The sequence below is a fragment of the Prescottella equi genome, from assembly GCF_020171745.1.
In the GTDB taxonomy this organism is placed as follows: domain Bacteria; phylum Actinomycetota; class Actinomycetes; order Mycobacteriales; family Mycobacteriaceae; genus Prescottella; species Prescottella equi_A.
Window position 1 is genome coordinate 64,409 of record NZ_JAIVAH010000025.1, and the last position, 23,987, is coordinate 88,395.

Genomic DNA, 23,987 nt, shown 5'->3' on the forward strand with positions numbered 1-23,987 from the left:
TCGCCATGAACGACTTCGACGCCCTGATCCAGCGCTACCTGGACGTATGGAACGAGACCGACGGCGACAAGCGCGCCGCCCTGGTCGAGGAACTGTGGGCCGCCGACGGACGCTACGTCGACCCGATCGGCAGCGCGACCGGGCACGCCGAACTGAGCGCCCTCGTCGGGGCGGTGCAGCAGCAGTTCGACGGCATGCGGTTCGAACTCGTCGGCGACGTCGACGCCCACCACGACCAGGCCCGGTTCACGTGGGCGCTCGGCCCGGTCGGCGCCGAACCGCTCGTGATCGGATTCGACGTCGTCGAGCGCGACCCGAACGGGAAGCTGCGCACCGTCCTGGGGTTCCTCGACAAGGTTCCCGCCGCCTGATCACATAGTGAGCAGCCGCACGGCGCGACGGACGTGATCGCGCGGGCGTCGTGGACGATCAGACGTGGGAGGCGGCGAGCTCCGCGAGCATCGCCAGGTTCGCCGCCATCCCGTCGCGCCACACCGACATCCGGTGCGCGACGATCGCGCCTTCCTTGTCCGGGTGCTGGGCGATGAAGTCGGAGAGCGGGGACCGGCCGGGGCCGGCCTTGGCCCACTGCCGCACGACGGTGCCGTCACGACCGGGCTCGACCTCGAAACCCCACACGGCGAAGGGCTCCGCGACGGAGCCGACACACCACACCCAACGGCGGCCCTCCTCGACCTCCACGATCTCCGACTCGGTCTGCCACTCCCCCATCTGCGGGCTGGCGTTGTATCCACGGAATCGGGCGCCGACGGCCACCCCGGTCGCGCCGTCCAGCCACTCGACCCGCTGCAGTTCGCCGTCGGCGCGGGTGGGCAGTTCGATATCGGTTACCAGCGCCCACGCCCGCTCGGGGCTGCAGGCCAGCCGTTGGACGACCTCGACGGTGGGGTTGTCGCTCAGACGCATGAGGCTCCTTCGGGTTTCAATCGGCACCTCGCGGACGACGCTGTGCCGACGGCATCGGACCACACCGAACGTAACGATCGCACTGCTCGGCCCGGAAGCCGCCCCGCCGCGAGCTCGGAGTCTGGGACGCTGAGATGACGCTGTCGAAGGGAAACCCATGACCGTGCCCAGCGACATCACGATCGATCCCAGGCTGGTCGACCTCTACAAGGACCTGCACCGGCACCCCGAGCTCGGCTTCCAGGAACATCGGACCGCCGGGATCGTGGCGGAACATCTACGAAAGTCGGGCTTCGATGTCACCACCGGCGTCGGGCGAACCGGGGTGGTCGGGGTCCTGAAGAACGGCACGGGACCGACCGCGCTACTTCGCGCAGACATGGACGCGCTGCCACTCCGCGAGGAGACCGGGCTCGACTACGCCAGCACCGTGACAGCTACCGACACCGACGGCGCCACCGTCCCCGTCGCCCACGCGTGCGGCCACGACCTGCACACCACCTGCCTGCTGGGAGCGGCACGGATACTCGCCGACGACCGGTCACGATGGACGGGCACGTTGCTCCTCGTGTTCCAGCCTGCCGAGGAACTGGGTGCGGGCGCACAGGCGATGGTGGACGACGGGCTGTTCGACCGTTTCCCGAAGCCCGACGTCGTCCTCGGCCAGCACGTGTCGCCGCTACCGGCAGGCAAGATCGCCGGGCACCCGGGACCGTCCTACGCGGCATCGGACTCGCTGCGGGTGCGACTCGTCGGCAGGGGCGCTCACGGGTCGATGCCGGAGACGTCCGTCGACCCGATCGTGATGGCGGCGGCGACGGTGCTGCGCTTGCAGACCGTCATCTCCCGCGAGATCCCCGGAACCGCAACCGCGGTCCTCACCGTCGGCTCCATCCATGCCGGCGACGCCGCGAACGTCATTCCCGGGCACGCTGAAGTCCAGCTGAACATCCGCAGCTACGACACGCGGGTGCGCCAACGCATTCTCGACGGTGTGGACCGCATCGTGCGCGGCGAGGCCGAGACCTCCGGCGCACCCGAGCCCCCGACGATCACCGAGATCGAGCGGTTCCCCATAGTCACCAACGACCCGGAGGCCCTGCGCACGACCCTCGACGCCGTCGCCACGTGGCTGGGGTCGGACAACATCCTCGACCCGGGTGCGGGAGCCGGCAGCGAGGATGTCGGCATCCTCGCGACCAGTTCCGGGGCGCCACTGTCCTACTGGCTCCTGGGCGGCGCGGACCCGTCACTCTTCACCACGGGCGACATGACCGATCCGGCGCTGCTGAAGGTGCCGTCCAACCACTCCCCGCACTACGCGCCGGTGATCGAACCGACACTGTCGATCGGAGTGGCCGCGCTGGTGACCGCCGCGCGCACGTGGCTGCCGCCGACAGCCTGAGTCGGCCGTCGTCCGTCAGCGCCGCCGCCGGAACCCGCTGCCCAGCGCGCGGTAGCATTCGTCCAGATCGCGCAGGGCCGCAACCACTTCGGACTCGCCCGCGACGGCCTCGTCCGCACCCGCGCGAAGCACCTTGCGCAGCAACATCGCATCCAGGTCGTCGGGCGCGGCGGCGAACTCGATCTCGGGCAGGTGCTCGTACCGCACGGCGTCGCCGAAGTGGTCGTCGGTGTGCGCGGTGCCGGTCTCGTCGTCCTCGCCGCCGACGGCCCGCATCAGCGTGTCGAGGTCGAGCCCGCGCACCTTCAGCATCGTCAGCGGTTCACGGTCGACGCGCTCGGCGAGCAGGTACGCCACCGCGGCGACGTGCTTGCACGGCCAGCCGGGATCGGGGCAGGTACAGTCGAAGTCGAGTTCCCGTCCACCGTCGGGCAGCAGCATCGGCGCCAGCTCCTGCGGGACCGCCCCGGACGCGAGCGCGGCGAGCGTGCCGGGAGTGGAGCGGATCGTCTCGACCAGTTCGGCGGTGTGTTCGTCGTCGAGCGTGCGCAGCGTCAGCACCGCGGTGAACGGCGTGATCTGGCTGCCCTGCACCTCGCCGATGATCCGGCCGGCCGCGATGTCCAGCGCCACCACCTGCCCACCGCGGGCGTAGGTGCGGCCGCGGCTCAGTCGCCCGCTGTCGCCGACCTTCTCGAGCGCCTCGATCAGCGCCCGCCCCCACCATCCGCGTGCGAATGTGCCTCGCTTGGAGACCGATTCGACGCCGCCGACGACGGGCCGGCGCTTGCCGAAGGCGCTGAAGTCGGGGCGACCGCGTTGCGGGCTCATTCGCCGACCGCCTCGTCGCCGAGGATCAGCAGGTCGTGCAGTTGATCGGCACTCATCTCGGTGATCCACTTCTCGCCGGTGCCGACCGCGAGATCGGCGAGTTCCTGCTTGTTCGAGATCATCGCGTCGATCCGTTCCTCGAGCGTGCCGACGCAGACCAGTTTGCGGACCTGCACGTCGCGGCGCTGCCCGATCCGGAAGGCCCGGTCGGTGGCCTGGTTCTCCACGGCCGGGTTCCACCACCGGTCCAAGTGCACCACGTGATTGGCGGCGGTCAGGTTCAGGCCGGTGCCACCGGCCTTGAGGGACAGCAGCATGATCGGCGGCCCGTCGTCACCCTGGAACCGCTCCACCATCCGGTCCCGGCGAGCCTTGGGCACCCCGCCGTGCAGGAACGGCACGTCGGTCCCGAACCGCTCCTCGAGATACGGCACCACCAGGTCGCCGAACTCCCGGAACTGCGTGAACAGCAGCGCACGTTCACCGTCGGCGGTGACCGAGTCGAGGATGTCCTCGACCAGGCCGAGCTTGCCGGAGCGGTGCCGGCCGCGGCGCAGCACGCCGGACCCGTCGCCGAGGAAGTGCGCCGGATGGTTGCACACCTGCTTGAGGCGGGTGAGCGCGGAGAGCACCGCACCCTTGCGCTGCATCCCCTCGGTGTCCTTGATCTTCTTGAGCATGTCGTCGACCACCGCCCGGTACAGCGCGGCCTGCTCCACGGTGAGGTTCGCCCGCACCGTCATCTCCTGCTTCTCCGGCAGATCCGAGATGACGGCGGGATCGGTCTTGACCCGGCGCAGGATGAACGGCGACGTCACCGCCCGCAACCGGGTCACGGCGGCCTCGTCCTGCTCCCGCTCGATCGGCACGGCGAAGCGGGCCCGGAAAGCCTGTGGGCTGCCGAGCATTCCGCGGTTGACGAAGTCGAGGATCGACCGCAGCTCGTCGAGCCGGTTCTCCACCGGGGTGCCGGTGAGGGCGATGCGATGCTCGGCCGGGATCGCCCGGGCCGCGCGGGCCTGCGCGGTCGCCGAGTTCTTGATGTGCTGCGCCTCGTCGAGCACCACGCGGCGCCACGCCTGCTCCCCCAGCGCCTCCACGTCGCGGGCGAGCAGCGAGTAGGTCGTGATGAACAGGTCGCAGGAGCGGACGGCGGCGGCCAGGTTGTCGCCGCGGCTGCGGTCGGCGCCGTGGTGGACGTGCACGCGCAGGTCGGGCACGAACCGCGCGGCCTCACGCTGCCAGTTACCCACCACCGACATCGGGCACACCAGCAGCGTCGGGGTGTCGGCGCGTTCGTGCGCGAGCAGCGCCAGCAACTGCACCGTCTTGCCCAGACCCATGTCGTCGGCGAGCACGGCTCCGAGTCCGGTCTCGCTCATGAACGCCAGCCAGTCCAGTCCGCGCTGCTGGTAGTGCCGCAGATCGGCGTGCAGCCCGGCGGGTTTCGGCACCGGCGTCGGCTCGAGGGTGCCGTCGAGCAGCGTGCCGACCCAGCCGGTGGCGTACACCTCGTCGACCGGCACCGGCGGCCGCTCCGCCTCGGTGAGCTGCCCGAGGAGACCACTCAGCGTGCCGTCCTCACCCGAATTACGCTGCGTCACATAGCGGGCCGCCTGCGCCAGCACGGTGGCATCGGCCTGCACCCACTGCCCCCGCAGCCGCACCAGGTCACTCTGGGTGTCGGCGAGCCGGGTCAGTTCGTCGGGGGTGAGGACGATGTCGCCGAGCGCGAGTTCCCAGTCGTAGCCGACGATCTCGTTCATGCCGACGGCCCGGTCCTCAGCCGCGGCGGGCACCGGGGGCGACGACACCTTCACCCGCAGCGACGGCGACGCCGCCGCCCACGCGCGCGGCAGCAGCAGCGCGACGCCGGCGTGCTCGAGCGCCCGCGCCCCGTGCAGCACGAGGTCGGTGACGACCGGAGTCGGCAGCAGCAGGTCGAGACTGTCCGGGTCGGTCGGCAGGTCCCGCAGCCGTGGGTAGGCCGCGACCGCGGCGGCCAGCTTCCGGACCGCGATCTCGAGCAGCCGGGACTCGGTGCGGTGCAAGCGGATCGGCGCAGGCGCCTCACCCTCGGCGCGCAGGCACACCTGCAGGCGCCACAGCGCGTCGTCGGCGAGGTCGAACTCGTCGCCCGCCTCGGGCTCGAGCAGCCGGAGCACCAGTTCCGGCTCGTCCACGGTGAGGCTCTCGCGCCACGCGTCGAGCCCGCTCGCCATCTTGTGGTTGCCGCCCTCGTAGGGCTCGCCGCGCAGCAGCGCCCGCAGCAGCGGGTGTTCCGCGTCCCGGTCCCCGAGCAGGTCGCGGACGACGGCGTCGGTGAGTTCGCCGACGAAGTCGTCGAGGATCTCGCGTGGGGTGCCCTCGAACCGCTGCACCGGCGGCATCGCGGACGCCAGCTCGGCCAGCCACGCGCGCTGTCGCTCGCCGCCGAGCAGCCGCCACCGCGGCCACCAGTGCCCCTCGGTCCGGTACAGCTCGGGCACCACCCGGCCGGCCCGCGCCCACCGTTCGACGCCGCGGGCGACGTGCGCGAGGTACCGCAGGTCACCGGAGATGCCCGGCGCGTCGTCCGGGACGGCGAGCAGGACGTCGGCGGCCTCGGCCGGCGCGAGCGCGAGGACCGGGACGCGCTGCTGGCTGACCCCGACGGCGGCGGGCACGTGCACGGTGTGATGCCGCCGGAAGCGCCGACGCAGCACCCGCGCGAGGGGCTCGGGTAAATCGGGCAGCTCGGAATCCGGGCCCCGCCACAGCATGAGGCCCGCGCCCGGCGACCAGAGCCCGTGCAGCATGTCGTCCATCCAACCAGCCGCCGCCGACATCCCTGGATTCCAGCCCGCCACCAGGCCCATACTGGGCGCAGAGGGAAGGTCGGCACCGATGACGATCATGCTTCAGGTCTTCGAACAGGTGTACTCGCCGAGCACGCCGTGGCAGGAGCGCAAGGTGGCCTTCGTCGACGCCGATCACATCGTCGCGATGCGCCTGGACGGCCAGGCCGGGGTCTGGCTCGACGTCACCAAACAGGGCGAATCGCACCGCCTGGCCACCACCCGCACCCCGGAGCAGGCGATCGGCTTCCTCCTGAGCGTCTTCGGCAAGATCGCCGAGTGCCGACAGAACGGCGGGTCGTGGCTCATCGGGCACGACGGCGTGGACGCCGGATCCCTCCATGCCGCGAAGTTCCCGCACTCCTGACCGATCCCGTCCGGCCGATGCTGTCGGTCCCGTCCGGCACACTGGCCGCGACAGGTGGCCGTCCGGGGAGGGGCAGCGGTGGGACGTGGTCGGATTCTGTTCGGTGCAGGGGCCGTCGCCCTGGCCTGCGTATCGTGCGGCACAGCGCCCGGTGCCGTCGAACCCGCGCCGGGCAGTCCGTCCCGCACCGCGGTCGACAACCTGCTCGCCCGGGTCGAGGTCGTGGCCGCCCGGCCCGACGTCGCCGGTTACGAGCGCGGCTGCCGGACCGGGCAGGGCTGCGTGTTCGGCCCGTCCTGGTCCGACGACCACACCGGGCCCGGCGGCCACGACGGCTGCGACACCCGCAACAACGTGCTCGCGGCCGATCTCACCGACGTCGAGTTCCGCGACGGCACCCGGGACTGCGTCGTGGTCGCGGGCACACTGGCCGACCCGTACTCGGGGCGGACCGTCGCCTTCACCAAGCAGGACGCAAACGCCGTGCAGATCGACCACGTGTACCCGCTCGCCGCGGCGTGGGACATGGGAGCCGCCTCGTGGCCGATCGAACGACGCCGCGACTTCGCGAACGACGTCACCTACAACCTGCTGGCCGTGAGCGGACCGGAGAACCAGGCCAAACGGGACAGCACGCCGTCGGGCTGGTTGCCGTCCGATCCGGCCTACCGCTGCTTCTACGTCGGCAAGTACCTGGGCGTGGCGGTCCGCTACAGCCTGCCGATCACCGTGGGCGATCGGGATGCGATCGCCGACGTCGCCGCCACCTGCGGATGACGAGTCGCCGACACGAGCCCCGGTCGCCGGTTAGCGTGGACGGGTGAGCCGCACGATCACCGACGCCGTCAGCAAGGACACCCGACTGTGCATGTCGCTGTCCGGCCGGCCCAGCAACATCGGCACCCGCTTCCACAACTACCTGTACGACGAACTCGGCCTGGACTTCGTCTACAAGGCGTTCACCACCACCGACCTGCCCGCGGCCATCGCCGGGATCCGCGCGCTCGGTATCCGCGGGTGCGGGGTGTCGATGCCGTTCAAGGAGGCGTGCATCGAGCACGTCGACGTCGTGCACCCGTCGGCGTCGGCGATCGACTCGGTGAACACGATCGTCAACGAGGACGGCGAACTGCACGCCTACAACACCGACTACCAGGCCGTCGCCGATCTGCTCCACCGCGCCGAGCTGAGCCCGGATCTCGCGGTCGCCGTCGCCGGCAGCGGCGGCATGGCCAAGGCCGTCGTGGCCGCGCTGCGCGACAGCGGCTTCCGCACGGTCACCGTCGTCGCCCGCAACGCCGAGACCGGACCGGCCCTGGCGCGGACGTACGGCTTCGAGTGGCTGCCCGACCTCGGCGCGGCGCACCCGCAACTGCTCGTCAACGCGACTCCGATCGGGATGGCGGGCGGCCCCGAGGCCGACGCGTTGCCGTTCCGGGAGGACGCCGTCCGCGCCGCCGAGGCCGTGTTCGACGTCGTCGCGATGCCCGCCGACACCCCGCTGATCCGACTCGCCACTGCCGCGGGCAAGACCGTCATCACCGGGGCACAGGTGATCGCGCTGCAGGCGGCCGAGCAGTTCGCCCTCTACACCGGGGTGCGGCCGTCGGACGAGCAGATCCGTCGGGCGTCGGAGTTCTCGAGAGCCCCTTCGAAGGCCTAGGGTCCCCGATGGCCGACCTCCCGCCGAACGATTCGGACGAGTCGCAGAGCACGCGCCTCGCCCGGAACTTCAGCGAACTGCTGCAGGAACTGCGCGTGCAGCAGGCCGGCGTGCAGATCCTGTTCGCGTTCCTCCTGGCGATCGTGTTCACCGAGTCCTACGAGGAACAGTCCACGTACGTGCGGGCGCTGCACCTGGTGACGGTGCTGTGTGCGGCGGCATCGTCGGCGCTGCTGATCGCGCCCGCGGTGTGGCATCGCATCCTGTTCCGGCACCGGCGCCGGGAGGACATCCTGCGGCAGGCCAATCGGTGTGCTCTGGCGGGCTCGGTGTTCCTGGCCGCGACGATGGTCGGCACCGTCCTGATCGTCGCGGAAGTCGCGGTCGGCGGCTGGGCCGCCAAACTCATCGGCGGGTCCACGGCACTGGCCTTCGGCATCCTGTGGTTCGTCGTGCCGTCGATGCTGCGTCGCGACGACGACCTGCGCTGATCGATTCCCGGGCACTATCGTCGATTTCATGGCAGCTCCCGACGAGCCCGAACCACGCGCCGAGGCCTATCCGGCCTTGTGGCCGGTGCCGACCCGGTGGGCCGACAACGACCACTACGGGCACGTCGACCACATCGCCTACTACGCGTACTTCGACACCGCGATCAACGGATGGCTCATGGCCAGTACCGGACTCGACATCCGCGAGCTGCCGGCGATCGGGATCGTCGCGGAGGCGTCGTGCCGGTTCGTGCGCGAACTGTCCTTCCCCGACCAGCTGCACATCGGCCTGTCCGTCGAACGCATCGGCGCCACCGACATCGTGTACGCGCTGGCGATCTTCCGGGAGGACCCCGACGGGATCCTCGAACTGGCGGCTACCGGCCGGTTCGTGCACGTCTACATCGAACCGGCCGGACGCCGACCCGCCGCGATCCCTCCCGAGATACGAAGCGCGGCAAACCTTCTGGTCACCGACTCCGGGTAGGTTCCGGCGCCGATCAGCGCTGTACCGGAATCCTGCGCAACGCGGCGACACTGACGAGCGCGGTGAGCGCCACGACGGCCGCGGACGCGCCGGCCGCGACGACCAGGCCGTCGGCGACCGCCTCGGACGAGACCACCGACGCCGGATCCGCGCCGAGGCTGCCGCGGTGCACGGCGAATCCGAGACTGCCGAGCAACGCCACCCCGAGTGCGGCACCGAGTTCGGCACCCGTCTCGGACAGCGCCGCGGCCGATCCCGCGCGCTCCGCCGGAGCCGAGCTGACGACGATGTCGGTGCACAGCGCGATCACCGGGCTCACCCCCAGTGAGATCGCGACGTAGCCGACCATCAGCAACGGCAGGTCGTCCACGCCGACCCGGGTCAACAGCAGGAACCCCAGCACCGACACCGTCAGGCTGCCACCGATCACGACGGCGGGCCGCCACCGTCGAATCAGGAACGGCGCCACCAGCGAACTCGCCAACGTGCCGAGGGCGGCCGGCACCATCCACATCCCGGCCTGCAGCGGTCCGAGCCCCAGCACCTGCTGCAGGTAGAGCACGACGAACAGTTGAGTGCCCGCCATCGCCAGCAGCCCGAGCGTGTAGGTACCGAGCGACGACCGGATCAGCCGGTTGCGCAGCAGTGTGAGGTCGAGCAACGGATCATCCAGTGTCCGCTGTCGGCGCACGAAGACGGCACCGGCCACGAGACCCACCAGCACGAACGCCGCCGCGCGGGCATCGAACCCGGACGCGGCCGCATGCTTGATCGCGTACACCAGCGCGAGGACCGCGGACATCGACAGCGCCGCGCTCGGCAGGTCGATCGACCGGGCCGTCGGGTCGCGGTACTCGGGCAGCGTGCGCGGTCCGACCAGGAGCAGCAGGACCGTGACCGGCACAGCCATCAGGAACACCGAACCCCACCAGAAGTAGTTGAGCAGCAGACCACTCGCCAGCGGCCCCAGCGCGGTGCCCACCGAGAAGGCGGCCATGATCACCGACACGGCCAGGGTGCGCCGCCGGTCGTCGTCGAACATGACGCGGGCGAGCGAAAGGGTCGACGGCATCAGCGTGGCGCCGGCCAGGCCCAGGACGGCGCGAGCGGCGATGAGCGCCTCGGCATTCGGCGCCCAGGCGGCCAGTATCGACGCCGCCCCGAACAGGGCAGCACCGAGCAACAGCAGTCGGCGGCGGCCGATCCGGTCGCCGAGTGCACCCATCGGGACGAGCGCCCCGGCGATGAAGAAGCCGTAGATGTCGTTGATCCACAGCAGTTGGGTGGCGGTCGGCCCCAGGTCTTCACTGAGGTGCGGAATCGTAACGTAGAGGCAGGTCATGTCGACCGCGATGAGCAGGGCCGGCAACGCGAGCATTGCCAGCCCGGCCCAGTTTCGCGATACGGCACTCTGTGGGACAGGTCGGGACATCGGAACTCCTGGACACAATTTCGTCGAAGAACGTTGGTGCGCAGCACTTTCACCGCGCCCCGGTCGGACCGGGACACGTTTCGGGCACGGGGCGGCAACCGGACCGGCTCGAATGACATCGACCGGTCAGGTTGCGGAGGTGCCGACAGGCGGCGAGCAGACCTTGCAGCAGGCGCTCATGATGGAATTCGCCGCGCGAGGAGAGCAGATGTCGGGGATCGATGCCACCGACGCTCTTTATGGCGTTGCGTGAAGGAGAGTGGAAATACGTTGTGCCGCAGCGCCCCGGAACACATCCGGAAATCGGAAGGCAAGCGGCGGACGCTGATGCGGAGAGGAGCGGAAGCGCGCTACGCAGGCAGTCACATGGGCGTATACGTTAAACACATATCGGACGAACTCCAAATCGAAGTAGCCTCAGCGCAACCCCACCGCGTCGGCGGTCGCGACCGCGCGCCGCACCACGTCGTCGATGAGTTCCGCTGTCGGGCCGCCACGTTCGGCCCGGTTCCGCGGATCGTCGAGGGTGCGGCGCAGCACACCCTCCGCGATGATCGCGAGCTTCCACAGCGCGAGCACGTGCCAGAAACCGACCGCCGAAACGTCTCGTTTGGTCTCGTGCACGTACGCCTCGACCAGTTCGTCCCGAGTCGGGAACCCGTCGAGCGTCGACGCCATGAACGGCCCGCGCACGCCGTCTCCGCGCTGCGGCCAGTACGCCAGGAGCCCGCCGAGATCGGCGAGCGGGTCGCCGAGCGTGCACAGCTCCCAATCGAGGATCGCAACCACGCGACCGTCGTCCGGTGAGGTGATGACGTTGCTGAGATGGAAGTCGCCGTGCACCAGGGTCGTCTCGGTCTGCTCGGGCACGTTGCGGGCGAGACGGGCCGCGAGATCCTCGATGTCGGGCATGTCGTGGGTCTTGGACTGCTCCCACTGCGCCGACCAGCGCTTGAGCTGTCGTTCGGCGTAGGGTTTGTGACCGGCGAGGTCGAGCAGGCCGGCCATCTCGAGGTCCACCCGGTGGATGCTGGCGAGCGCCTTGGGCAGCGACAGCCCGATGGCGCGCCGCCGCTCGGGGTCGAGCTGCTCGGCCACCGACTCGTCGTCGATCACGATCCCGTCGACATAACTCATCAGGACCAGCGGCACCTCGGTGATCGCCGGATCATCGGTCAGAGCAATCATTTTCGGTACCGGAACGCCGGTCCCCTGCAGCGCCGCCAGGATCCGATACTCGCGCCCGACGTCGTGTGCGGACGCCAGCAGCTGCCCGAGTGGCGGCCTCCGCAGCACCCACCGGCCACCGCCCGAATCGCGCACTGCGAAAGTGAGATTCGACTGACCGCTACCGATCCGTTCGAACGAGAGCGGGGCGAGTGCGCCCACACCGAGACCGGTGATCCAGGTCGAGACGGCGTCCTCGTCGAGGCCGACAACACCCATTGCGCACCACTCCCCTCCGGTGTCCCGCATCTGCTTCCGCTGTTCGGATCGATCGATTCCTCACGCCGGTCAATTTCGTCGAATCCCGCACCCCCGGTCGACGCTCGTTTGACGATGCTAGTCGGCGGACTGCCCCCGCGCGGGAATTTGCGCACCACGACCTTCCGCAGTGCGCTCGAGCAGCGGCGCGGTCCTCGGCCCGACCAGTTCGCGCATCACGAGCGCCATATTCGTGCGCTCGACGCCGGGGATCTTGAGGATCTGCCCGGCCAGCCGGTAGAGATCGTCGGCGTCGGTCGCGACCACCTTGACCGACAGATCGGTCAGGCCCGTCATGCCGTACACCTCGACGACCTCGGGGATGTCCGCGAGCGCGTCCACCACCGCGTCGAGCTGGTGCTGATCGACCCGCGTGGACACGAAGGCCGCCAGCGGATAGCCGAGCGCGCGAGGGTCCACGAGCTGGTCGAAGCCACCGAGCGCCCCCGAACCCTCCCACCGGGACAGCCTCGCCTGCACGGTGTTCCGCGAGAGCCCGAGCCGCTGCGCGAGGTCCACACCGGTCGCCCGCGGATTGCGCGACAACTCGAGCAGCAGGCGGGCATCGGTGGCGTCCAGAGTGCTCATCTTTCGCAGTGTGCCAGCCCTCACCCCACCGAAACTGTGCATTGTGCTGAATCGTTGCAACTTCGCTTGCGCAGATCGCGAGACGGTGGATGCTGTGAGGTAGAGCACATACATCCGGACTTTCGCTCACGAGGCGGACCCGGATCGATGCGACGAGGTGACCGACGATGGCCGACAGAATCGCCTTCCCGGTGCAGCTGGTCCAACCCGACGGACAGCGCGTGCACCGGCCCGACTACGCCGCGCTGGTGTCCGACGTCGGACCCGAGGAGTTGCGCGCACTGTACGAGGATCTGGTCGTCGCACGGCGGATCGACACCGAGGCCACCGCCCTGCAGCGGCAGGGCCAGCTCGGGATCTGGGCGCCGCTGCTGGGCCAGGAGGCCGCCCAGGTGGGCTCGGTCCACGCCCTGAACCCCGACGACTACATCTTCACCAGCTACCGCGAACACGCCGTCGCGTACTGCCGCGGCGTCGATCCGGCGGTGATGCTGCGGATGTGGCGCGGCTGCGCGTACTCGGGCTGGGATCCGGCGACGGTCAACATGACCAATCCCGCGATCGTGGTCGGCTCGCAGGGACTGCACGCGACCGGCTATGCGCTGGGCGCGCACCTGGACGGCGCCGAGATCGCCACCGTCGTGTACTTCGGCGACGGTGCCACCAGCCAGGGTGACCTCGCCGAGGCGCTCGGTTTCGCGACCAGCCTGGCGGCGCCGGTCGTGTTCTTCTGTCAGAACAACCAGTGGGCGATCAGCGAACCCGTCCACCTGCAGAGCCCCACCCCGATCGCGGCCCGCGCCGCCGGGTACGGCATGCCCGCGGTCCAGGTGGACGGCAACGACGTGCTCGCGGTGCTGGCCGTGACCCGCGAGGCCGCCCGACGCGCGCGGGACGGCGGCGGACCGTCGTTCGTCGAGGCGATCACGTACCGGATGGGTCCGCACACCACGTCCGACGACCCGACCCGCTACCGCACGGCCGGGGAGTCGGAAGTGTGGCGGGCCCGGGACCCGATCGATCGGATGCACCGCCTCCTCGACCGCGAGGGCCTGTTCGACGACGCGTTCGACGTTCAGGTGCGGACGCGGGCCGACGACGTCGCCGCCCGGCTGCGGGCCGGCGCGCTCGAGGCCCCCGATCCCGGACCGGACGAGTTGTTCGAGCACGTGTACGCCACCGACCATCCGCTGATCGACGAGGAACGCGCCGAGTACCGGGCCTACCTCGACACCCTGACCGCCGGCGAGGAGGCAGTGTCATGACCACCACGACGACCACCACGATGACCCTCGGCGCCGCCCTCAACGCCGGCCTGCGCCGCGCGCTCGAGGACGACCCCAAGGTGCTGCTGATGGGCGAGGACATCGGCAAGCTCGGCGGCGTCTTCCGCATCACCGACGCACTGCAGAAGGACTTCGGCCCCGCCCGCGTCATGGACACCCCGCTCGCCGAATCCGGGATCGTGGGAACTGCTTTCGGGCTGGCGCTGCGCGGCTACCGGCCCGTGTGCGAGATCCAGTTCGACGGCTTCGTCTACCCCGCGTTCGACCAGATCGTCTCGCAGGTCGCCAAGATCCACTACCGCACCCGCGGACACGTGAAGGTGCCGTTGACGATTCGCATCCCGTACGGCGGCGGCATCGGTGCCGTCGAACATCATTCGGAGTCCCCGGAGGCGTATTTCGCGCACACCGCGGGCCTGCGTGTGGTCAGCCCCAGCACCCCGGCCGACGCGTTCGCGATGATCCGGCAGGCCATCGCGCTCGACGACCCGGTCGTGTTCCTCGAACCGAAGCGGCGGTACTGGGATCGCGGCGCGGTCGACGTGGACGCCCCACCCGATCTGCCGCTGCACCGGGCCCGGATCGTCAGGCCCGGCACCGACGTCAGCGTCGTCGCCTACGGATCGATGGTGCCGACCGCGCTGCAGGCCGCCGAGATCGCCGACGGCGAGGGCACGTCACTCGAGGTGGTCGACCTGCGCTCGCTGTCCCCCGTCGACTTCGCGACCGTCGAGGAGTCGGTGCAGCGGACCGGACGGCTCGTCGTCGCACACGAGGCGCCGGTGTTCGTGGGTCTCGGCGCCGAGATCGCGGCGCGCGTCTCGGAGCGCTGCTTCTACCGGCTCGAGGCACCGGTGCGCCGGGTCGGCGGCTTCGACATCCCCTACCCGCCGGCGAAGCTCGAGAAGCACCACGTGCCCGACGCCGACCGCATCCTCGGCGCCGTCGACGAGGTGCTCGCATGAGCCGCCTCGAGGAGTTCCGGCTGCCCGACCTCGGCGAGGGCCTCACCGAGGCGGAACTGGTGTCGTGGGCGGTCGCCGTCGGCGACACCGTCGAACTCAACGCGACGATCGGCGAGGTCGAGACGGCGAAGGCGCTGGTGGAACTGCCGTCGCCGTTCGCCGGGGTGGTGCGGGAACTACTCGTGCAGCCCGGGACGACGGTGCCGGTCGGGACGCCGATCATCCGCGTCGAGACGGCCGACGACCGTGCTCCCGATGCTCCCCGGCCGGACTCGGTGCTGGTCGGCTACGGCCCGTCGGCGCCCACCGTGAGCAGGCGCCGACGGGCTGCGCCGCACGCTCCCCGGTCGCCGGGAGTCCGTTCGGGCGCCGTCCACGCGCGCCGCACCGCGGAAGACGCCCGCGAGACCCGAACGCCGATCCGCGGGGTGCGGCGGGAGACGGCGGCCGCGATGGTCGCCAGTACCGCCGCCGCACCGCACGTCACCGAGTTCCTGACCGTCGACGTCACCGAGTCGGTCAGGTTGCTCGACCGACTGCGCGCGTCCACCGCGTTCGACGGACTGCACCTGACGCCGCTGACACTGGTCGCGAAGGCGCTGCTGCTCACACTGCGGGCGCACCCGTCGCTGAACTCGTCGTGGGCGGAGGACACCCAGGAGATCGTCACCAAGCACTACGTGAACCTCGGGATCGCGACCGCCACCGAGCGCGGCCTGATGGTGCCCAACGTCAAGGACGCCGACCGGCTGGCCCTCCCCGACCTGTGCCGGGCGATCGGCGCAGTCACCGACACCGCGCGGGCCGGACGGGCGACGCCGGCCGATCTCACCGGCGGGACGATCACGATCACCAACGTCGGGATCTACGGCATCGATACCGGCACCCCGATTCTCAACCCGGGCGAGGCCGCGATCCTCGCGCTCGGCGCGATCACGAGGCGGCCGTGGGTGGTGGGCGACGACATCGTCGCGCGGGACGTGACGACGCTCAGCGTGACCGTGGACCACCGGCTGGTCGACGGCGAGCAGGCCTCGCGGTTCCTCGCCGACCTCGGCGCGATACTCACCGACCCTGTGACCGCCCTCCTCGCGCACCTCTGACCCCACCCGCGCGCCGTTCGGTACAAAGGGGAACGTGGACAACCCGACACCCCTCCCGCGACACCTGCGGTCCGCCCGCGCCGCGATCTTCGGCGTGTTCGGCATCAACGGGTTCCTGCTCGCTATGTGGGTGGTCCAGATCCCGGCCATCAAGACCCGAACCGACATCTCGCATTCGACGCTCGGCTCGCTGCTCCTGCTGCTCGCGGTGGGCGCGATCGCCGGCATGCAGTTGTCGGGGCCGCTCGCCGACCGGTACGGCAGTCGGCTGCTGGTCGCACTGAGCGGGACGCTGCTGTCGGTCGCGGCGATCGGCCCGGGTCTGGCGTCCACCGCGTGGCAGCTGGGCCTGGCGCTCATGGTGTTCGGGTTCGGCAACGGCGCGCTGGACGTGTCGATGAATTCGCAGGCGGTCCTCACCGAACGTGAGTACGGCCGCCCGATCATGTCGGCGTTCCACGGCATGTTCTCGATCGGCGGCGTCGCCGGTTCGCTCGTCGGGGCGGTGACGATCGAGGCGGGCTGGTCTCCGGCCGTCACGCTGGGCGCGGCGTCCGTCCTGGGGGTCGCGGTGATCGCGCTGTGCACCACCCGGCTGCTGCCACCGTCGGCGCATCCGCGGCCCGAACCCCACGAGCAGCGGACGAAGGCCCGGTACTCACCGCGGGTGCTGGCGCTCGGTGCGGTGGCGTTCGCGCTGATGCTCGCCGAGGGGGTCGCGAACGACTGGTCCACGCTGCAGGTCAAGGAACACCTGGAGGTCCCGGAGTCGGTCGCGGCGCTCGCGTTCGGGGCGTTCTCGCTGACGATGACGGTGGGCCGGTTCACCGCGGACCGGGTCAGTTCCGCGCTCGGACCGGTCGCGGTGGTCCGCTACGGGACGCTGATCGCGGCGGCCGGAATGGCAACGGTGGTCGTCTCGCCGTGGCTGCCGACCACGCTGCTCGGGTGGGCGCTGTTCGGGCTAGGGCTGTCCGGCTGTGTGCCGCAGATCTTCACCTCGGCCGGGAACCTCGGCACCGGCTCGGCCGGCGCGAACATGTCCCGCGTCGTGGGCATGGGCTACATCGGCTTCCTCGCCGGGCCGGCCACCATCGGCTGGCTCACGCAGCTCGTGCCGCTCACGATCGCGATGGTGGTGCCGCTGGCGTGCGTGCTGGTCGCATCCCGCTTCGCCGGGATCGTGGGACGGCCGGCGACGCGGACCGTCACCGTCGGCTGAAACGGCGGAAGGGTCCCTTCACCCGCGGGGAGCGTGTGAAGGGACCCTTCGTCTGACGGGCGGAGGGGGATTCGTCCGCCAGTTGCCGTCTTCGTATTCCGTGGTGCGCCGAGGACCTACAGGGCCTTGAGCTCCTCGGTGACCTCGGAAACCATCTTCTTGGCATCGCCGAACAGCATGGACGTGCCGTCCGCGGTGAACAGCGGGTTGTCGATACCGGCGTAGCCCGACGACATCGAGCGCTTGAGCACGATGACCGACTTGGACTGGTCGACGTTGAGGATCGGCATGCCGTAGATCGGCGAGCTCGAATCGTTGCGCGCGGCCGGGTTGGTGACGTCGTTGGCGCCGATGACGACGGTGACATCGGTGCGCGAGAACTCGCCGTTGATGTCGTCCATCTCCTTCATCGCGTCGTACGCGACGTCGGCCTCGGCGAGCAGGACGTTCATGTGACCGGGCATGCGGCCGGCGACCGGGTGGATCGCGTACTTGACCTCGACGCCCTTCTCCTCGAGCAGGGCCGCCATCTCCTTGACCGCGTGCTGGGCCTGCGCGACGGCGAGACCGTAGCCGGGGACGACGATGACCTGGTTGGCGTACGCCATCTGGATCGCCGCATCCGACGCGGAGGTGGCCTTGACGGTGCCGCCGGCCGCGCTGGTACCGGCACCGCCGGCGTCACCGCCGCCGAAGGAGCCGAAGATGATCGCGGGGATCGAGCGGTTCATGGCCTTGGCCATGAGGTTGGTCAGGATCGAGCCGGACGCGCCGACGATCATGCCGGCGACGATCATCGCCTGGTTGTTGAGCGCGAGACCCGCGGCCGCGGCCGACAGACCGGTGAGCGCGTTGAGCAGCGAGATGACGACGGGCATGTCGGCGCCGCCGATCGGCAGCACCACGAACAGACCCATGACACCGGCCGCGATCAGCAGGCCGACGATCCAGATCGCCGACGTCGGATCGTTGGCCGGGTCGGCCTGGATGCCGATGTAGATCGCGATGCCGACCGAGACGACCGCGAGGATCATGTTCGCCAGCTGGAACGCCTTCGCCGAGGCGACGACCTTCTTCTCGAAGTTCTTGTTGAACAGTTCCTGCAGCTTCGCGAACGCCACCAGCGAGCCCCAGAACGAGACCGAACCGATGATCGCGGCGAACAGCGAGCCGACGATGAACGGCACCGACGGCACCGTCTCGACGGTGGTGAAGCCGTCCGAGTTGAGGAACTCGGCCCACGCGATGAGCGCGACCGTGCCACCGCCGACGCCGTTGAACAGCGCGACGAGCTGCGGCATCGCCGTCATCTTCGTGCGCAGGGCCGGCGGGACGCCGAGGATGATGCCGACCGCCAGGCCGCCGATGATCAGGCCCCAGTGGTCGGTGTCGCGGATGTCGATCAGGACCGCGACGACCGCGATCAGCATGCCGACCGCAGCGATGTAGTTGCCGCGGACCGCGGTCTTCGGGCCGGTCAGACCCGAGAGACCGTAGATGAACATCGCAAACGCGACGATGTAGAGGATCGTGACGAGGTAGCTCATCAGGCGTCAGCCCCCTTCTTCTCAGCTGCCTTGGGGGCGTCCTTCTTGGGCTTGAACATCGCGAGCATGCGGTCGGTGACCACGAAACCGCCGACGACGTTCAGGGTGCCGAACACGAGCGCGACGAACAGGATGATCCTGATCGACCACGGCGCGTCCGCCGGCAGGTGACCGAGCACGACCAGCGCACCCAGCACGACGATGCCGTGGATGGCGTTGGTGCCCGACATCAGCGGCGTGTGCAGCGTGTTCGGCACCTTCGAGATGACAGCGAAGCCCACGAACCCGGCCAGGACCAGGATCGCGATGTTCGCCAGAAGTTCGGTGTACATCTAGGGGGTCTCCTTCGATCCGGTCACGCACGCACCGGCGAGGATCTCGTCCGAGAAGTCCGGCGCCAGCGCGCCGTTCTCGTCGAGCATCAACTCGATCAGCGCCGAGACGTTCTTCGAGTACAGCTCCGAGGCGTGCTCGGGCATCGTCGCCGGAAGGTTCAGCGGCGAGCAGATCGTGACGCCGTGCTTGACGGCGGTCCGGCCGGGCTCGGTGAGCTCGCAGTTGCCACCGGTCTCACCGGCCAGGTCGACGATCACGCTGCCGGGCTTCATGCCCTCGACGGCAGCGGCGGTCACCAGACGCGGCGCGGGACGTCCCGGCACCAGCGCGGTGGTGATGACGACGTCGAAGCCCTTGATGGCGTCCTCGAGTGCCTGCTGCTGCTGCGCACGCTCGGCGTCGGTCAGCTCACGGGCGTAACCGCCCTCGCCGGCCGCGTCGATGCCGAGATCGAGCCACTGCGCACCGACCGAGCGGACCTGATCGGCCACCTCGGGGCGCACGTCGTAGCCCGTGGTGCGGCCACCGAGACGCTTGGCCGTGGCCAGCGCCTGCAGACCCGCGACACCCACGCCGAGGACGAGGACGGTTGCGGGCTTCACGGTGCCGGCCGCGGTGGTCAGCATCGGGAAGAACCGGGTGGACTCCGACGCGGCGACGAGGACGGCCTTGTAGCCGGCGACGTTGGCCTGCGACGACAGCGCGTCCATGACCTGGGCGCGAGAGATACGCGGGATCGCCTCGACGGCGAACGCGCTCACACCGGCCGCGGACAGCGCACCGATCTGGTTGTCGGCGTTGCGCGGCGCGAGGAAGCCGATCAGCGTCTGCCCCGAGCGGAGCCTGCCGACCTCGTCGTCCGACGGCGGTGCGACCTTGACGACGACGTCGGACGTCCACGCGTCACCGATGGTGGCGCCGGCCTCCTTGTACAGCTCGTCCGGAATCAGGGCGCCCAGTCCGGCGCCGGGCTCGACGACGACGTCGACCCCCTTGGCGGCCAGCGACGCCACGACCTTCGGCACCAGAGCGACCCGTCGCTCGCCGTCGCTCGTCTCCCGAACGACACCGACCGATGGGCGCACCTGTGCCGCGCTCTTCGATGTATCCAATGTTTCGACTTCCTGCGGTAGATGGTGTGCCGGCCGCGACGGGCGGCAACTATCGAGCGATCGACGGACGATGACCCGAACGATGCAAGTGGTCCACGATGGTAAGCAGAACTACCGTGAGCAAGGAAACACACGCAAGTCGGCGAGAGTGTCTGAATCGAGTCCGAACAGAGGTATACCACTGTAAGAGACACTTTTTGTGATACAGCTCACTATTTCACATGGACGTAACTTACCGTTCGAATAGGCCCACGAAACGGAGATGGCAGATGCCCACGAGAACCGTCGACATCGAACGTGTGTACGACCATCCGGGTGCAGAGGCGGGCTTTCGCGTCTTCGTGGACAAGCTGTGGCCGCGCGGATTGCGCAAGGATTCGTTCCATTACGACGACTGGGCGAAGGATCTCGCGCCGTCGACGGAGCTGCGCCGGTGGTACAGCCACGACATAGCAGAGTTCGGCGAGTTTCGCTCCCGCTATCTCACGGAGCTGGAATCCGCGGAGGGACGAAGCGCCGTCGAGCGCGTACTGGCCCTCGCGGGACACCGCCCCCTGGTCCTGCTCACCGCGACCAAGGACCTCGACCACAGTCACGCCGCCGTCCTGCGCGAACACTTCCGAGATCTCGAGATTCCGAGCTGATCCTCACGCGGGCACGTACCCGGCACGCAGGGTGTGCTTGACGAGTTTGCCGGTGGGGGTGCGTGGCAGTTCGGCGACGAAGTCGATCGACCTGGGCGCCTTGTAGTGCGCGACGCGCTCGCGGACGTAATCGAGCAGTTCGCGTTCCACGTCTGCGTTGCCGGTCACACCGTCCACCAGCTGGACGATCGCCTTGACCTCTTCACCCATCTCGTCGTGCGGCACCCCGATGACCGCGACGTCGTACACCTTCGGGTGCAGCGTGAGGACGTTCTCCGATTCCTGCGGATAGATGTTGACGCCGCCGGAGATGATGGTGAACGCCGCACGATCGGTGAGATAGAGGAAGCGGTCGTCGTCGATATGGCCGATGTCGCCGCTGGTGGTCCAGGTCGGATGGTCGGGGTGCTGCGCGGACGCGGTCTTGACGGGATCGTTGTGGTACTCGAACGGCAGCTGATCGCGCTCCCAGTACACGGTGCCGGTCTCCCCCGTCGGCAGCTCGCGCCCCGCCTCGTCGCAGATGTGCACGATGCCGAGAACCCCGTCGCGCCCCACCGACCCGGGATGGGCCAGTGCCTGGGCACTGTCGATGAACGTCGCCCCGGAACCCTCCGTCGACGCGTAGTACTCGTGGATCACCGGACCCCACCAGTCGATCATCGCGCGTTTGACCTCGACCGGGCACGGGGCCGCGGCGTGGACCGCGACGCGCATGCTGGACACGTCGTAGCGGTCGCGGACCTCGTTGGGCAGCTTGAGCATTCGCACGAACATTGTCGGCACCCACTGGCTGTGTGTGACCCGGTGGCGTTCGATCAGTTCGAGCGCCTCGGTGGCGTCGAACCGGTCCATCACGATCACGGTCCCGCCGACGGAGTTGATCGTGCCGCAAAACCTCAGCGGCGCAGCGTGATACAGCGGCGCCGGGCAGAGATAGACGGTGTCGGCGTCGAATCCGTACATCGGTGCGAAGACCGCGGTGTACGGATCGACGGTCTGGTGCACCTGCCCCTCCGGCAGCTTCGGCTTGATGCCCTTGGGCCGGCCGGTGGTGCCCGACGAATACAACATGTCCTGCCCGCGCGGCTGGGATGCCAGCGGTTCGTCCGACTGCCGCGCGAGCACGGCGTCGTAGTAGTCGTAGCCGTCGACCGCTCCCCCGAACACCAATCGGTGTCGTACCTTCGGCAGCTCGGCGCGATCGGCCGGGAGGGTCGCGGCGGCGTCCGCCGAGACGACCAGTACCGACGCCTCGCAATCGTCGACCACGTACGCCGCCTCCGCCGGGGTGAGGTGCCAGTTGACGGCGGTGATGTAAAGCCCGGATCGCAGCGCCGCCCAGTACACCTCGAGCACCCGCAGATCGTTGCCCGCAACCACCGCGATGTGGTCACCGGGCCGCATCCCGACCGAGTGCAGGTAGCGGGCCAGCCGCAGCGACCGGTCGTCGAGCTGCCGGTAGGTGAGCTGTTCGCCCGTGGCGGGCCGGATGACCGCCGGCTTGTCGGGGGTGGTGGAGACGAAGTTTCCCGGAAACACGGCAGCTCCTCATGTGAACGGTGATTCGCACGATCGGTCTGCGTCGATGGTCCACCTCCGGTCGCGTCCGCGGGGCGATTTCGACCGAATCGTTCGAAAGACCGACCTCGCGCCACGTTTGCGGTCCGAGTCGTCGCCCCGGGCGGCGATCGGTCATAGAGTGGCAGGGTGAGCACGGACGCGAGCGCCGAGCCGATCACGTCGGTCGATTTCCACTTCGACCCGATGTGCCCGTTCGCGTTCCACGCGTCGCGGTGGATCCGGCACGTGCGCGCCGAGACCGCGATCGACATCTCGTGGCGCTTCTTCAGCCTCGAGGAGATCAACCGCCGAGACGATCAGAAGCACCCGTGGGAGCGCGAGTGGTCCTACGGGTGGTCGCTCATGCGGATCGGCGCACTGCTGCGCCGCGAGAGCATGGATCTGCTGGACCGCTGGTACTTCGCGACCGGTCATCTGCTGCACGTCGACGGCGGCAAACCGCACGACCCGGTGGTCGCCCGCGGCCTGCTCGAGCGGTTGGGCCTCGATCCGGCGCTGCTCGACGCGGCCCTCGCCGATCCCACGACGCACGACGACGTCCGCGCGGACCACGATCGAGTTGTCGCGGCGGGCGGGTTCGGCGTGCCGACGCTGTTCGTCCAGGGCACGGCGTTCTTCGGCCCGGTGCTGATCGACCCACCGGAGGGCGCGGCGGCGGTGCGACTGTGGAACACGGTGACCGAACTGCTGGAGTTCCCGCACGTCTACGAGATCCAGCGGATCAAGGGCGCGTCGGACGCCGCGGACATCGGACGCGCGCTGGAACCGTACGTGCGGGGCCGCGACTGGCAGAGTGTCGACCGAGGCGAGGTCGTCGACCTCCCCGTGGCGGAAACGGAGAGTGACAGATGAGCGAGTTCCCCCAGGGCATCCTGGTCGACGCCCTGTCCGAGCAGTGGGCCGTGCTCGACGACGTGCTCTCCACCGTCGAGGGCGACGCCTGGCTGACCCCGACCGCGCTGCCCGGCTGGACGGTGCGCGACGTCGTCTCGCACATCATCGGCACCGAGTCGATGCTCTCGGGTCTGAAGCCGCCGGCGACCGCGATCGACGTCCACGGACTCGCCCACGTGCGCAACGAGATCGGCGCGCTCAACGAGCAGTGGGTGGAGGGACTGCGAGCCCACACCGGAGCACAGATCCTCGCGATGTTCCGGGAGATCACCTCCAGCCGGCTCGAGGTGCTCGGCGACATGAACCAGGACGATTTCGACGCGACCGCGGTCACCCCCGCCGGGCCGGCGACGTACGGCCGGTTCATGCGGATCCGGCTGTTCGACTGCTGGATCCACGAGCACGACATCCGCGATGCGCTGGGCGGCCCCGCGAGCGACGAGGGCGGCTCGCGCGGCAACCTCGCGTTCCAGGAGATCGAGGGGGCGCTCGGCTTCATCGTCGGCAAGCTGGGCCACGCACCCGACGGCTCCCGGGTGACGTTCGAGCTGTCCGGTCCGCTGGCCCGCACGATGCACGTCGAGGTCGACGGCCGGGCGGTAGTCGTACCCGAGTTGTCGGGGCCGGCCACGTCGACGATCGCGATGGACTCGCGCCTGTTCACCCGGCTGGCATGCGGGCGGACCACCGCCGCGGACCACGTGTCGGAGTTCGAACTGAGCGGCGACACCGAGGTGGGGCGACGGCTCCTCGACCACCTCGCCTACACGATCTGACGTCG

25 protein-coding genes are annotated in these 23,987 nt (G+C 69.6%); 15 read left to right on the forward strand and 10 right to left on the reverse strand.

The window, feature by feature from the left end; all coding sequences use genetic code 11:
- Positions 1–5 precede the first annotated feature (5 nt).
- The gene (locus tag LCL87_RS20790; RefSeq protein ID WP_225023340.1) at positions 6–371 is read left to right on the forward strand and encodes a nuclear transport factor 2 family protein; all 366 of its coding nucleotides are present in this window, start codon (positions 6–8) and stop codon (positions 369–371) included.
- 58 nt (positions 372–429) lie between these two features.
- Here LCL87_RS20790 and LCL87_RS20795 read toward each other — a convergent pair whose 3' ends face one another.
- Complete coding sequence (locus LCL87_RS20795; protein WP_225023341.1) at positions 430–927, reverse strand: SRPBCC family protein; 498 nt, start codon at positions 925–927, stop codon at positions 430–432.
- Between the two features lie 157 nt (positions 928–1,084).
- On the opposite strand from LCL87_RS20795, the gene LCL87_RS20800 reads away from it, so the two are divergent.
- Positions 1,085–2,332 (forward strand): amidohydrolase, encoded by a 1,248-nt coding sequence (locus LCL87_RS20800; RefSeq protein ID WP_225023342.1) that lies wholly within the window; start codon positions 1,085–1,087, stop codon positions 2,330–2,332.
- Positions 2,333–2,347: 15 nt separating this feature from the next.
- On the opposite strand, the gene LCL87_RS20805 is transcribed toward LCL87_RS20800, so the two are convergent.
- The gene (locus LCL87_RS20805; protein WP_225023343.1) at positions 2,348–3,163 is read right to left on the reverse strand and encodes an SWIM zinc finger family protein; all 816 of its coding nucleotides are present in this window, start codon (positions 3,161–3,163) and stop codon (positions 2,348–2,350) included.
- Positions 3,160–5,961 (reverse strand): DEAD/DEAH box helicase, encoded by a 2,802-nt coding sequence (locus tag LCL87_RS20810; protein ID WP_510850829.1) that lies wholly within the window; start codon positions 5,959–5,961, stop codon positions 3,160–3,162. The genes LCL87_RS20805 and LCL87_RS20810 overlap by 4 nt, the downstream gene beginning before the upstream one ends.
- An 88-nt stretch (positions 5,962–6,049) precedes the next feature.
- Between LCL87_RS20810 and LCL87_RS20815 the strand changes: the two genes are divergently transcribed.
- The 5 genes from LCL87_RS20815 (at position 6,050) to LCL87_RS20835 (ending at position 9,008) form a co-directional block, all read left to right on the forward strand.
- Positions 6,050–6,367, forward strand: coding sequence for a hypothetical protein (locus tag LCL87_RS20815; RefSeq protein WP_225023344.1), 318 nt, complete (start codon positions 6,050–6,052; stop codon positions 6,365–6,367).
- 78 nt (positions 6,368–6,445) lie between these two features.
- Positions 6,446–7,144 carry an HNH endonuclease family protein gene (locus LCL87_RS20820; protein ID WP_510850826.1) on the forward strand — a complete coding sequence of 233 codons (699 nt, stop codon included), beginning with the start codon at positions 6,446–6,448 and terminating at the stop codon, positions 7,142–7,144.
- Positions 7,145–7,187: 43 nt separating this feature from the next.
- On the forward strand, positions 7,188–8,030 hold the full coding sequence (locus tag LCL87_RS20825) for a shikimate 5-dehydrogenase (protein ID WP_225023345.1): 843 nt from the start codon (positions 7,188–7,190) through the stop codon (positions 8,028–8,030).
- Between the two features lie 8 nt (positions 8,031–8,038).
- Positions 8,039–8,521 carry a DUF6328 family protein gene (locus LCL87_RS20830; protein ID WP_225023346.1) on the forward strand — a complete coding sequence of 161 codons (483 nt, stop codon included), beginning with the start codon at positions 8,039–8,041 and terminating at the stop codon, positions 8,519–8,521.
- A gap of 28 nt (positions 8,522–8,549) precedes the next feature.
- Positions 8,550–9,008, forward strand: a complete 459-nt coding sequence (locus LCL87_RS20835; protein ID WP_225023347.1) for an acyl-CoA thioesterase — start codon at positions 8,550–8,552, stop codon at positions 9,006–9,008.
- Positions 9,009–9,021: 13 nt separating this feature from the next.
- Here LCL87_RS20835 and LCL87_RS20840 read toward each other — a convergent pair whose 3' ends face one another.
- The gene (locus tag LCL87_RS20840; RefSeq protein WP_225023348.1) at positions 9,022–10,440 is read right to left on the reverse strand and encodes an MFS transporter; all 1,419 of its coding nucleotides are present in this window, start codon (positions 10,438–10,440) and stop codon (positions 9,022–9,024) included.
- Positions 10,441–10,552: 112 nt separating this feature from the next.
- On the opposite strand from LCL87_RS20840, the gene LCL87_RS20845 reads away from it, so the two are divergent.
- Complete coding sequence (locus tag LCL87_RS20845; RefSeq protein WP_225023349.1) at positions 10,553–10,693, forward strand: hypothetical protein; 141 nt, start codon at positions 10,553–10,555, stop codon at positions 10,691–10,693.
- Between the two features lie 164 nt (positions 10,694–10,857).
- Here the strand turns inward: LCL87_RS20845 and LCL87_RS20850 are convergent, their stop codons facing one another.
- Together LCL87_RS20850 and LCL87_RS20855 are read right to left on the reverse strand one after the other, a co-directional pair.
- Entirely contained in the window at positions 10,858–11,886 is a 1,029-nt protein-coding gene (locus LCL87_RS20850; protein ID WP_225023350.1) for a phosphotransferase family protein, read from the reverse strand.
- Between the two features lie 117 nt (positions 11,887–12,003).
- A complete protein-coding gene (locus LCL87_RS20855) occupies positions 12,004–12,513 on the reverse strand; it encodes an Lrp/AsnC family transcriptional regulator (protein ID WP_225023351.1) in 510 nt (169 codons plus the stop codon).
- Positions 12,514–12,680: 167 nt separating this feature from the next.
- Here LCL87_RS20855 and pdhA point away from each other — a divergent pair, with 167 nt between their 5' ends.
- The 4 genes from pdhA (at position 12,681) to LCL87_RS20875 (ending at position 17,089) form a co-directional block, all read left to right on the forward strand.
- A complete protein-coding gene (pdhA, locus tag LCL87_RS20860) occupies positions 12,681–13,778 on the forward strand; it encodes a pyruvate dehydrogenase (acetyl-transferring) E1 component subunit alpha (protein ID WP_225023352.1) in 1,098 nt (365 codons plus the stop codon).
- Positions 13,775–14,764 carry an alpha-ketoacid dehydrogenase subunit beta gene (locus LCL87_RS20865; protein WP_225023353.1) on the forward strand — a complete coding sequence of 330 codons (990 nt, stop codon included), beginning with the start codon at positions 13,775–13,777 and terminating at the stop codon, positions 14,762–14,764. Before pdhA ends, LCL87_RS20865 begins: the two co-directional genes overlap by 4 nt.
- Positions 14,761–15,867, forward strand: coding sequence for a dihydrolipoamide acetyltransferase family protein (locus tag LCL87_RS20870; protein ID WP_225023354.1), 1,107 nt, complete (start codon positions 14,761–14,763; stop codon positions 15,865–15,867). Before LCL87_RS20865 ends, LCL87_RS20870 begins: the two co-directional genes overlap by 4 nt.
- A gap of 124 nt (positions 15,868–15,991) precedes the next feature.
- Positions 15,992–17,089, forward strand: a complete 1,098-nt coding sequence (locus tag LCL87_RS20875; protein ID WP_237692565.1) for an MFS transporter — start codon at positions 15,992–15,994, stop codon at positions 17,087–17,089.
- Between the two features lie 116 nt (positions 17,090–17,205).
- Here the strand turns inward: LCL87_RS20875 and LCL87_RS20880 are convergent, their stop codons facing one another.
- Genes LCL87_RS20880 through LCL87_RS20890 form a run of 3 tightly spaced genes read right to left on the reverse strand, consistent with a single transcriptional unit; the run spans position 17,206 to position 20,084 of the window.
- Complete coding sequence (locus LCL87_RS20880; RefSeq protein ID WP_225023356.1) at positions 17,206–18,636, reverse strand: NAD(P)(+) transhydrogenase (Re/Si-specific) subunit beta; 1,431 nt, start codon at positions 18,634–18,636, stop codon at positions 17,206–17,208.
- Positions 18,636–18,968, reverse strand: a complete 333-nt coding sequence (locus LCL87_RS20885; protein ID WP_225023357.1) for an NAD(P) transhydrogenase subunit alpha part 2 — start codon at positions 18,966–18,968, stop codon at positions 18,636–18,638. Before LCL87_RS20885 ends, LCL87_RS20880 begins: the two co-directional genes overlap by 1 nt.
- On the reverse strand, positions 18,969–20,084 hold the full coding sequence (locus LCL87_RS20890) for a Re/Si-specific NAD(P)(+) transhydrogenase subunit alpha (RefSeq protein WP_225023358.1): 1,116 nt from the start codon (positions 20,082–20,084) through the stop codon (positions 18,969–18,971).
- A gap of 269 nt (positions 20,085–20,353) precedes the next feature.
- Here LCL87_RS20890 and LCL87_RS20895 point away from each other — a divergent pair, with 269 nt between their 5' ends.
- Positions 20,354–20,728 carry a DUF488 family protein, N3 subclade gene (locus tag LCL87_RS20895; protein WP_225023359.1) on the forward strand — a complete coding sequence of 125 codons (375 nt, stop codon included), beginning with the start codon at positions 20,354–20,356 and terminating at the stop codon, positions 20,726–20,728.
- Between the two features lie 3 nt (positions 20,729–20,731).
- On the opposite strand, the gene LCL87_RS20900 is transcribed toward LCL87_RS20895, so the two are convergent.
- A complete protein-coding gene (locus LCL87_RS20900) occupies positions 20,732–22,270 on the reverse strand; it encodes an AMP-binding protein (protein WP_225023360.1) in 1,539 nt (512 codons plus the stop codon).
- Between the two features lie 195 nt (positions 22,271–22,465).
- Here LCL87_RS20900 and LCL87_RS20905 point away from each other — a divergent pair, with 195 nt between their 5' ends.
- The gene (locus LCL87_RS20905; protein ID WP_225023395.1) at positions 22,466–23,164 is read left to right on the forward strand and encodes a mycothiol-dependent nitroreductase Rv2466c family protein; all 699 of its coding nucleotides are present in this window, start codon (positions 22,466–22,468) and stop codon (positions 23,162–23,164) included.
- Positions 23,161–23,982: a maleylpyruvate isomerase family mycothiol-dependent enzyme gene (locus LCL87_RS20910; RefSeq protein ID WP_225023361.1), complete on the forward strand. Its 822-nt coding sequence runs from the start codon at positions 23,161–23,163 to the stop codon at positions 23,980–23,982. The genes LCL87_RS20905 and LCL87_RS20910 overlap by 4 nt, the downstream gene beginning before the upstream one ends.
- Positions 23,983–23,987: the final 5 nt, after the last annotated feature.

Bases quoted from the DNA above. Each gene is read 5' to 3' on its own strand.
- LCL87_RS20810 (WP_510850829.1), bottom strand. From the start codon at position 5,961: ATGCTGCACGGGCTCTGGTCGCCGGGCGCGGGCCTCATGCTGTGGCGG.
- LCL87_RS20870 (WP_225023354.1), top strand. From the start codon at position 14,761: ATGAGCCGCCTCGAGGAGTTCCGGCTGCCCGACCTCGGCGAGGGCCTC.
- LCL87_RS20910 (WP_225023361.1), top strand. From the start codon at position 23,161: ATGAGCGAGTTCCCCCAGGGCATCCTGGTCGACGCCCTGTCCGAGCAG.
- pdhA (WP_225023352.1), top strand. From the start codon at position 12,681: ATGGCCGACAGAATCGCCTTCCCGGTGCAGCTGGTCCAACCCGACGGA.
- LCL87_RS20805 (WP_225023343.1), bottom strand. From the start codon at position 3,163: ATGAGCCCGCAACGCGGTCGCCCCGACTTCAGCGCCTTCGGCAAGCGC.
- LCL87_RS20885 (WP_225023357.1), bottom strand. From the start codon at position 18,968: ATGTACACCGAACTTCTGGCGAACATCGCGATCCTGGTCCTGGCCGGG.
- LCL87_RS20800 (WP_225023342.1), top strand. From the start codon at position 1,085: ATGACCGTGCCCAGCGACATCACGATCGATCCCAGGCTGGTCGACCTC.
- LCL87_RS20790 (WP_225023340.1), top strand. From the start codon at position 6: ATGAACGACTTCGACGCCCTGATCCAGCGCTACCTGGACGTATGGAAC.
- LCL87_RS20865 (WP_225023353.1), top strand. From the start codon at position 13,775: ATGACCACCACGACGACCACCACGATGACCCTCGGCGCCGCCCTCAAC.
- LCL87_RS20845 (WP_225023349.1), top strand. From the start codon at position 10,553: ATGACATCGACCGGTCAGGTTGCGGAGGTGCCGACAGGCGGCGAGCAG.
- LCL87_RS20830 (WP_225023346.1), top strand. From the start codon at position 8,039: ATGGCCGACCTCCCGCCGAACGATTCGGACGAGTCGCAGAGCACGCGC.
- LCL87_RS20855 (WP_225023351.1), bottom strand. From the start codon at position 12,513: ATGAGCACTCTGGACGCCACCGATGCCCGCCTGCTGCTCGAGTTGTCG.
- LCL87_RS20835 (WP_225023347.1), top strand. From the start codon at position 8,550: ATGGCAGCTCCCGACGAGCCCGAACCACGCGCCGAGGCCTATCCGGCC.
- LCL87_RS20880 (WP_225023356.1), bottom strand. From the start codon at position 18,636: ATGAGCTACCTCGTCACGATCCTCTACATCGTCGCGTTTGCGATGTTC.
- LCL87_RS20795 (WP_225023341.1), bottom strand. From the start codon at position 927: ATGCGTCTGAGCGACAACCCCACCGTCGAGGTCGTCCAACGGCTGGCC.
- LCL87_RS20875 (WP_237692565.1), top strand. From the start codon at position 15,992: ATGTGGGTGGTCCAGATCCCGGCCATCAAGACCCGAACCGACATCTCG.
- LCL87_RS20895 (WP_225023359.1), top strand. From the start codon at position 20,354: ATGCCCACGAGAACCGTCGACATCGAACGTGTGTACGACCATCCGGGT.
- LCL87_RS20815 (WP_225023344.1), top strand. From the start codon at position 6,050: ATGACGATCATGCTTCAGGTCTTCGAACAGGTGTACTCGCCGAGCACG.
- LCL87_RS20840 (WP_225023348.1), bottom strand. From the start codon at position 10,440: ATGTCCCGACCTGTCCCACAGAGTGCCGTATCGCGAAACTGGGCCGGG.
- LCL87_RS20850 (WP_225023350.1), bottom strand. From the start codon at position 11,886: ATGGGTGTTGTCGGCCTCGACGAGGACGCCGTCTCGACCTGGATCACC.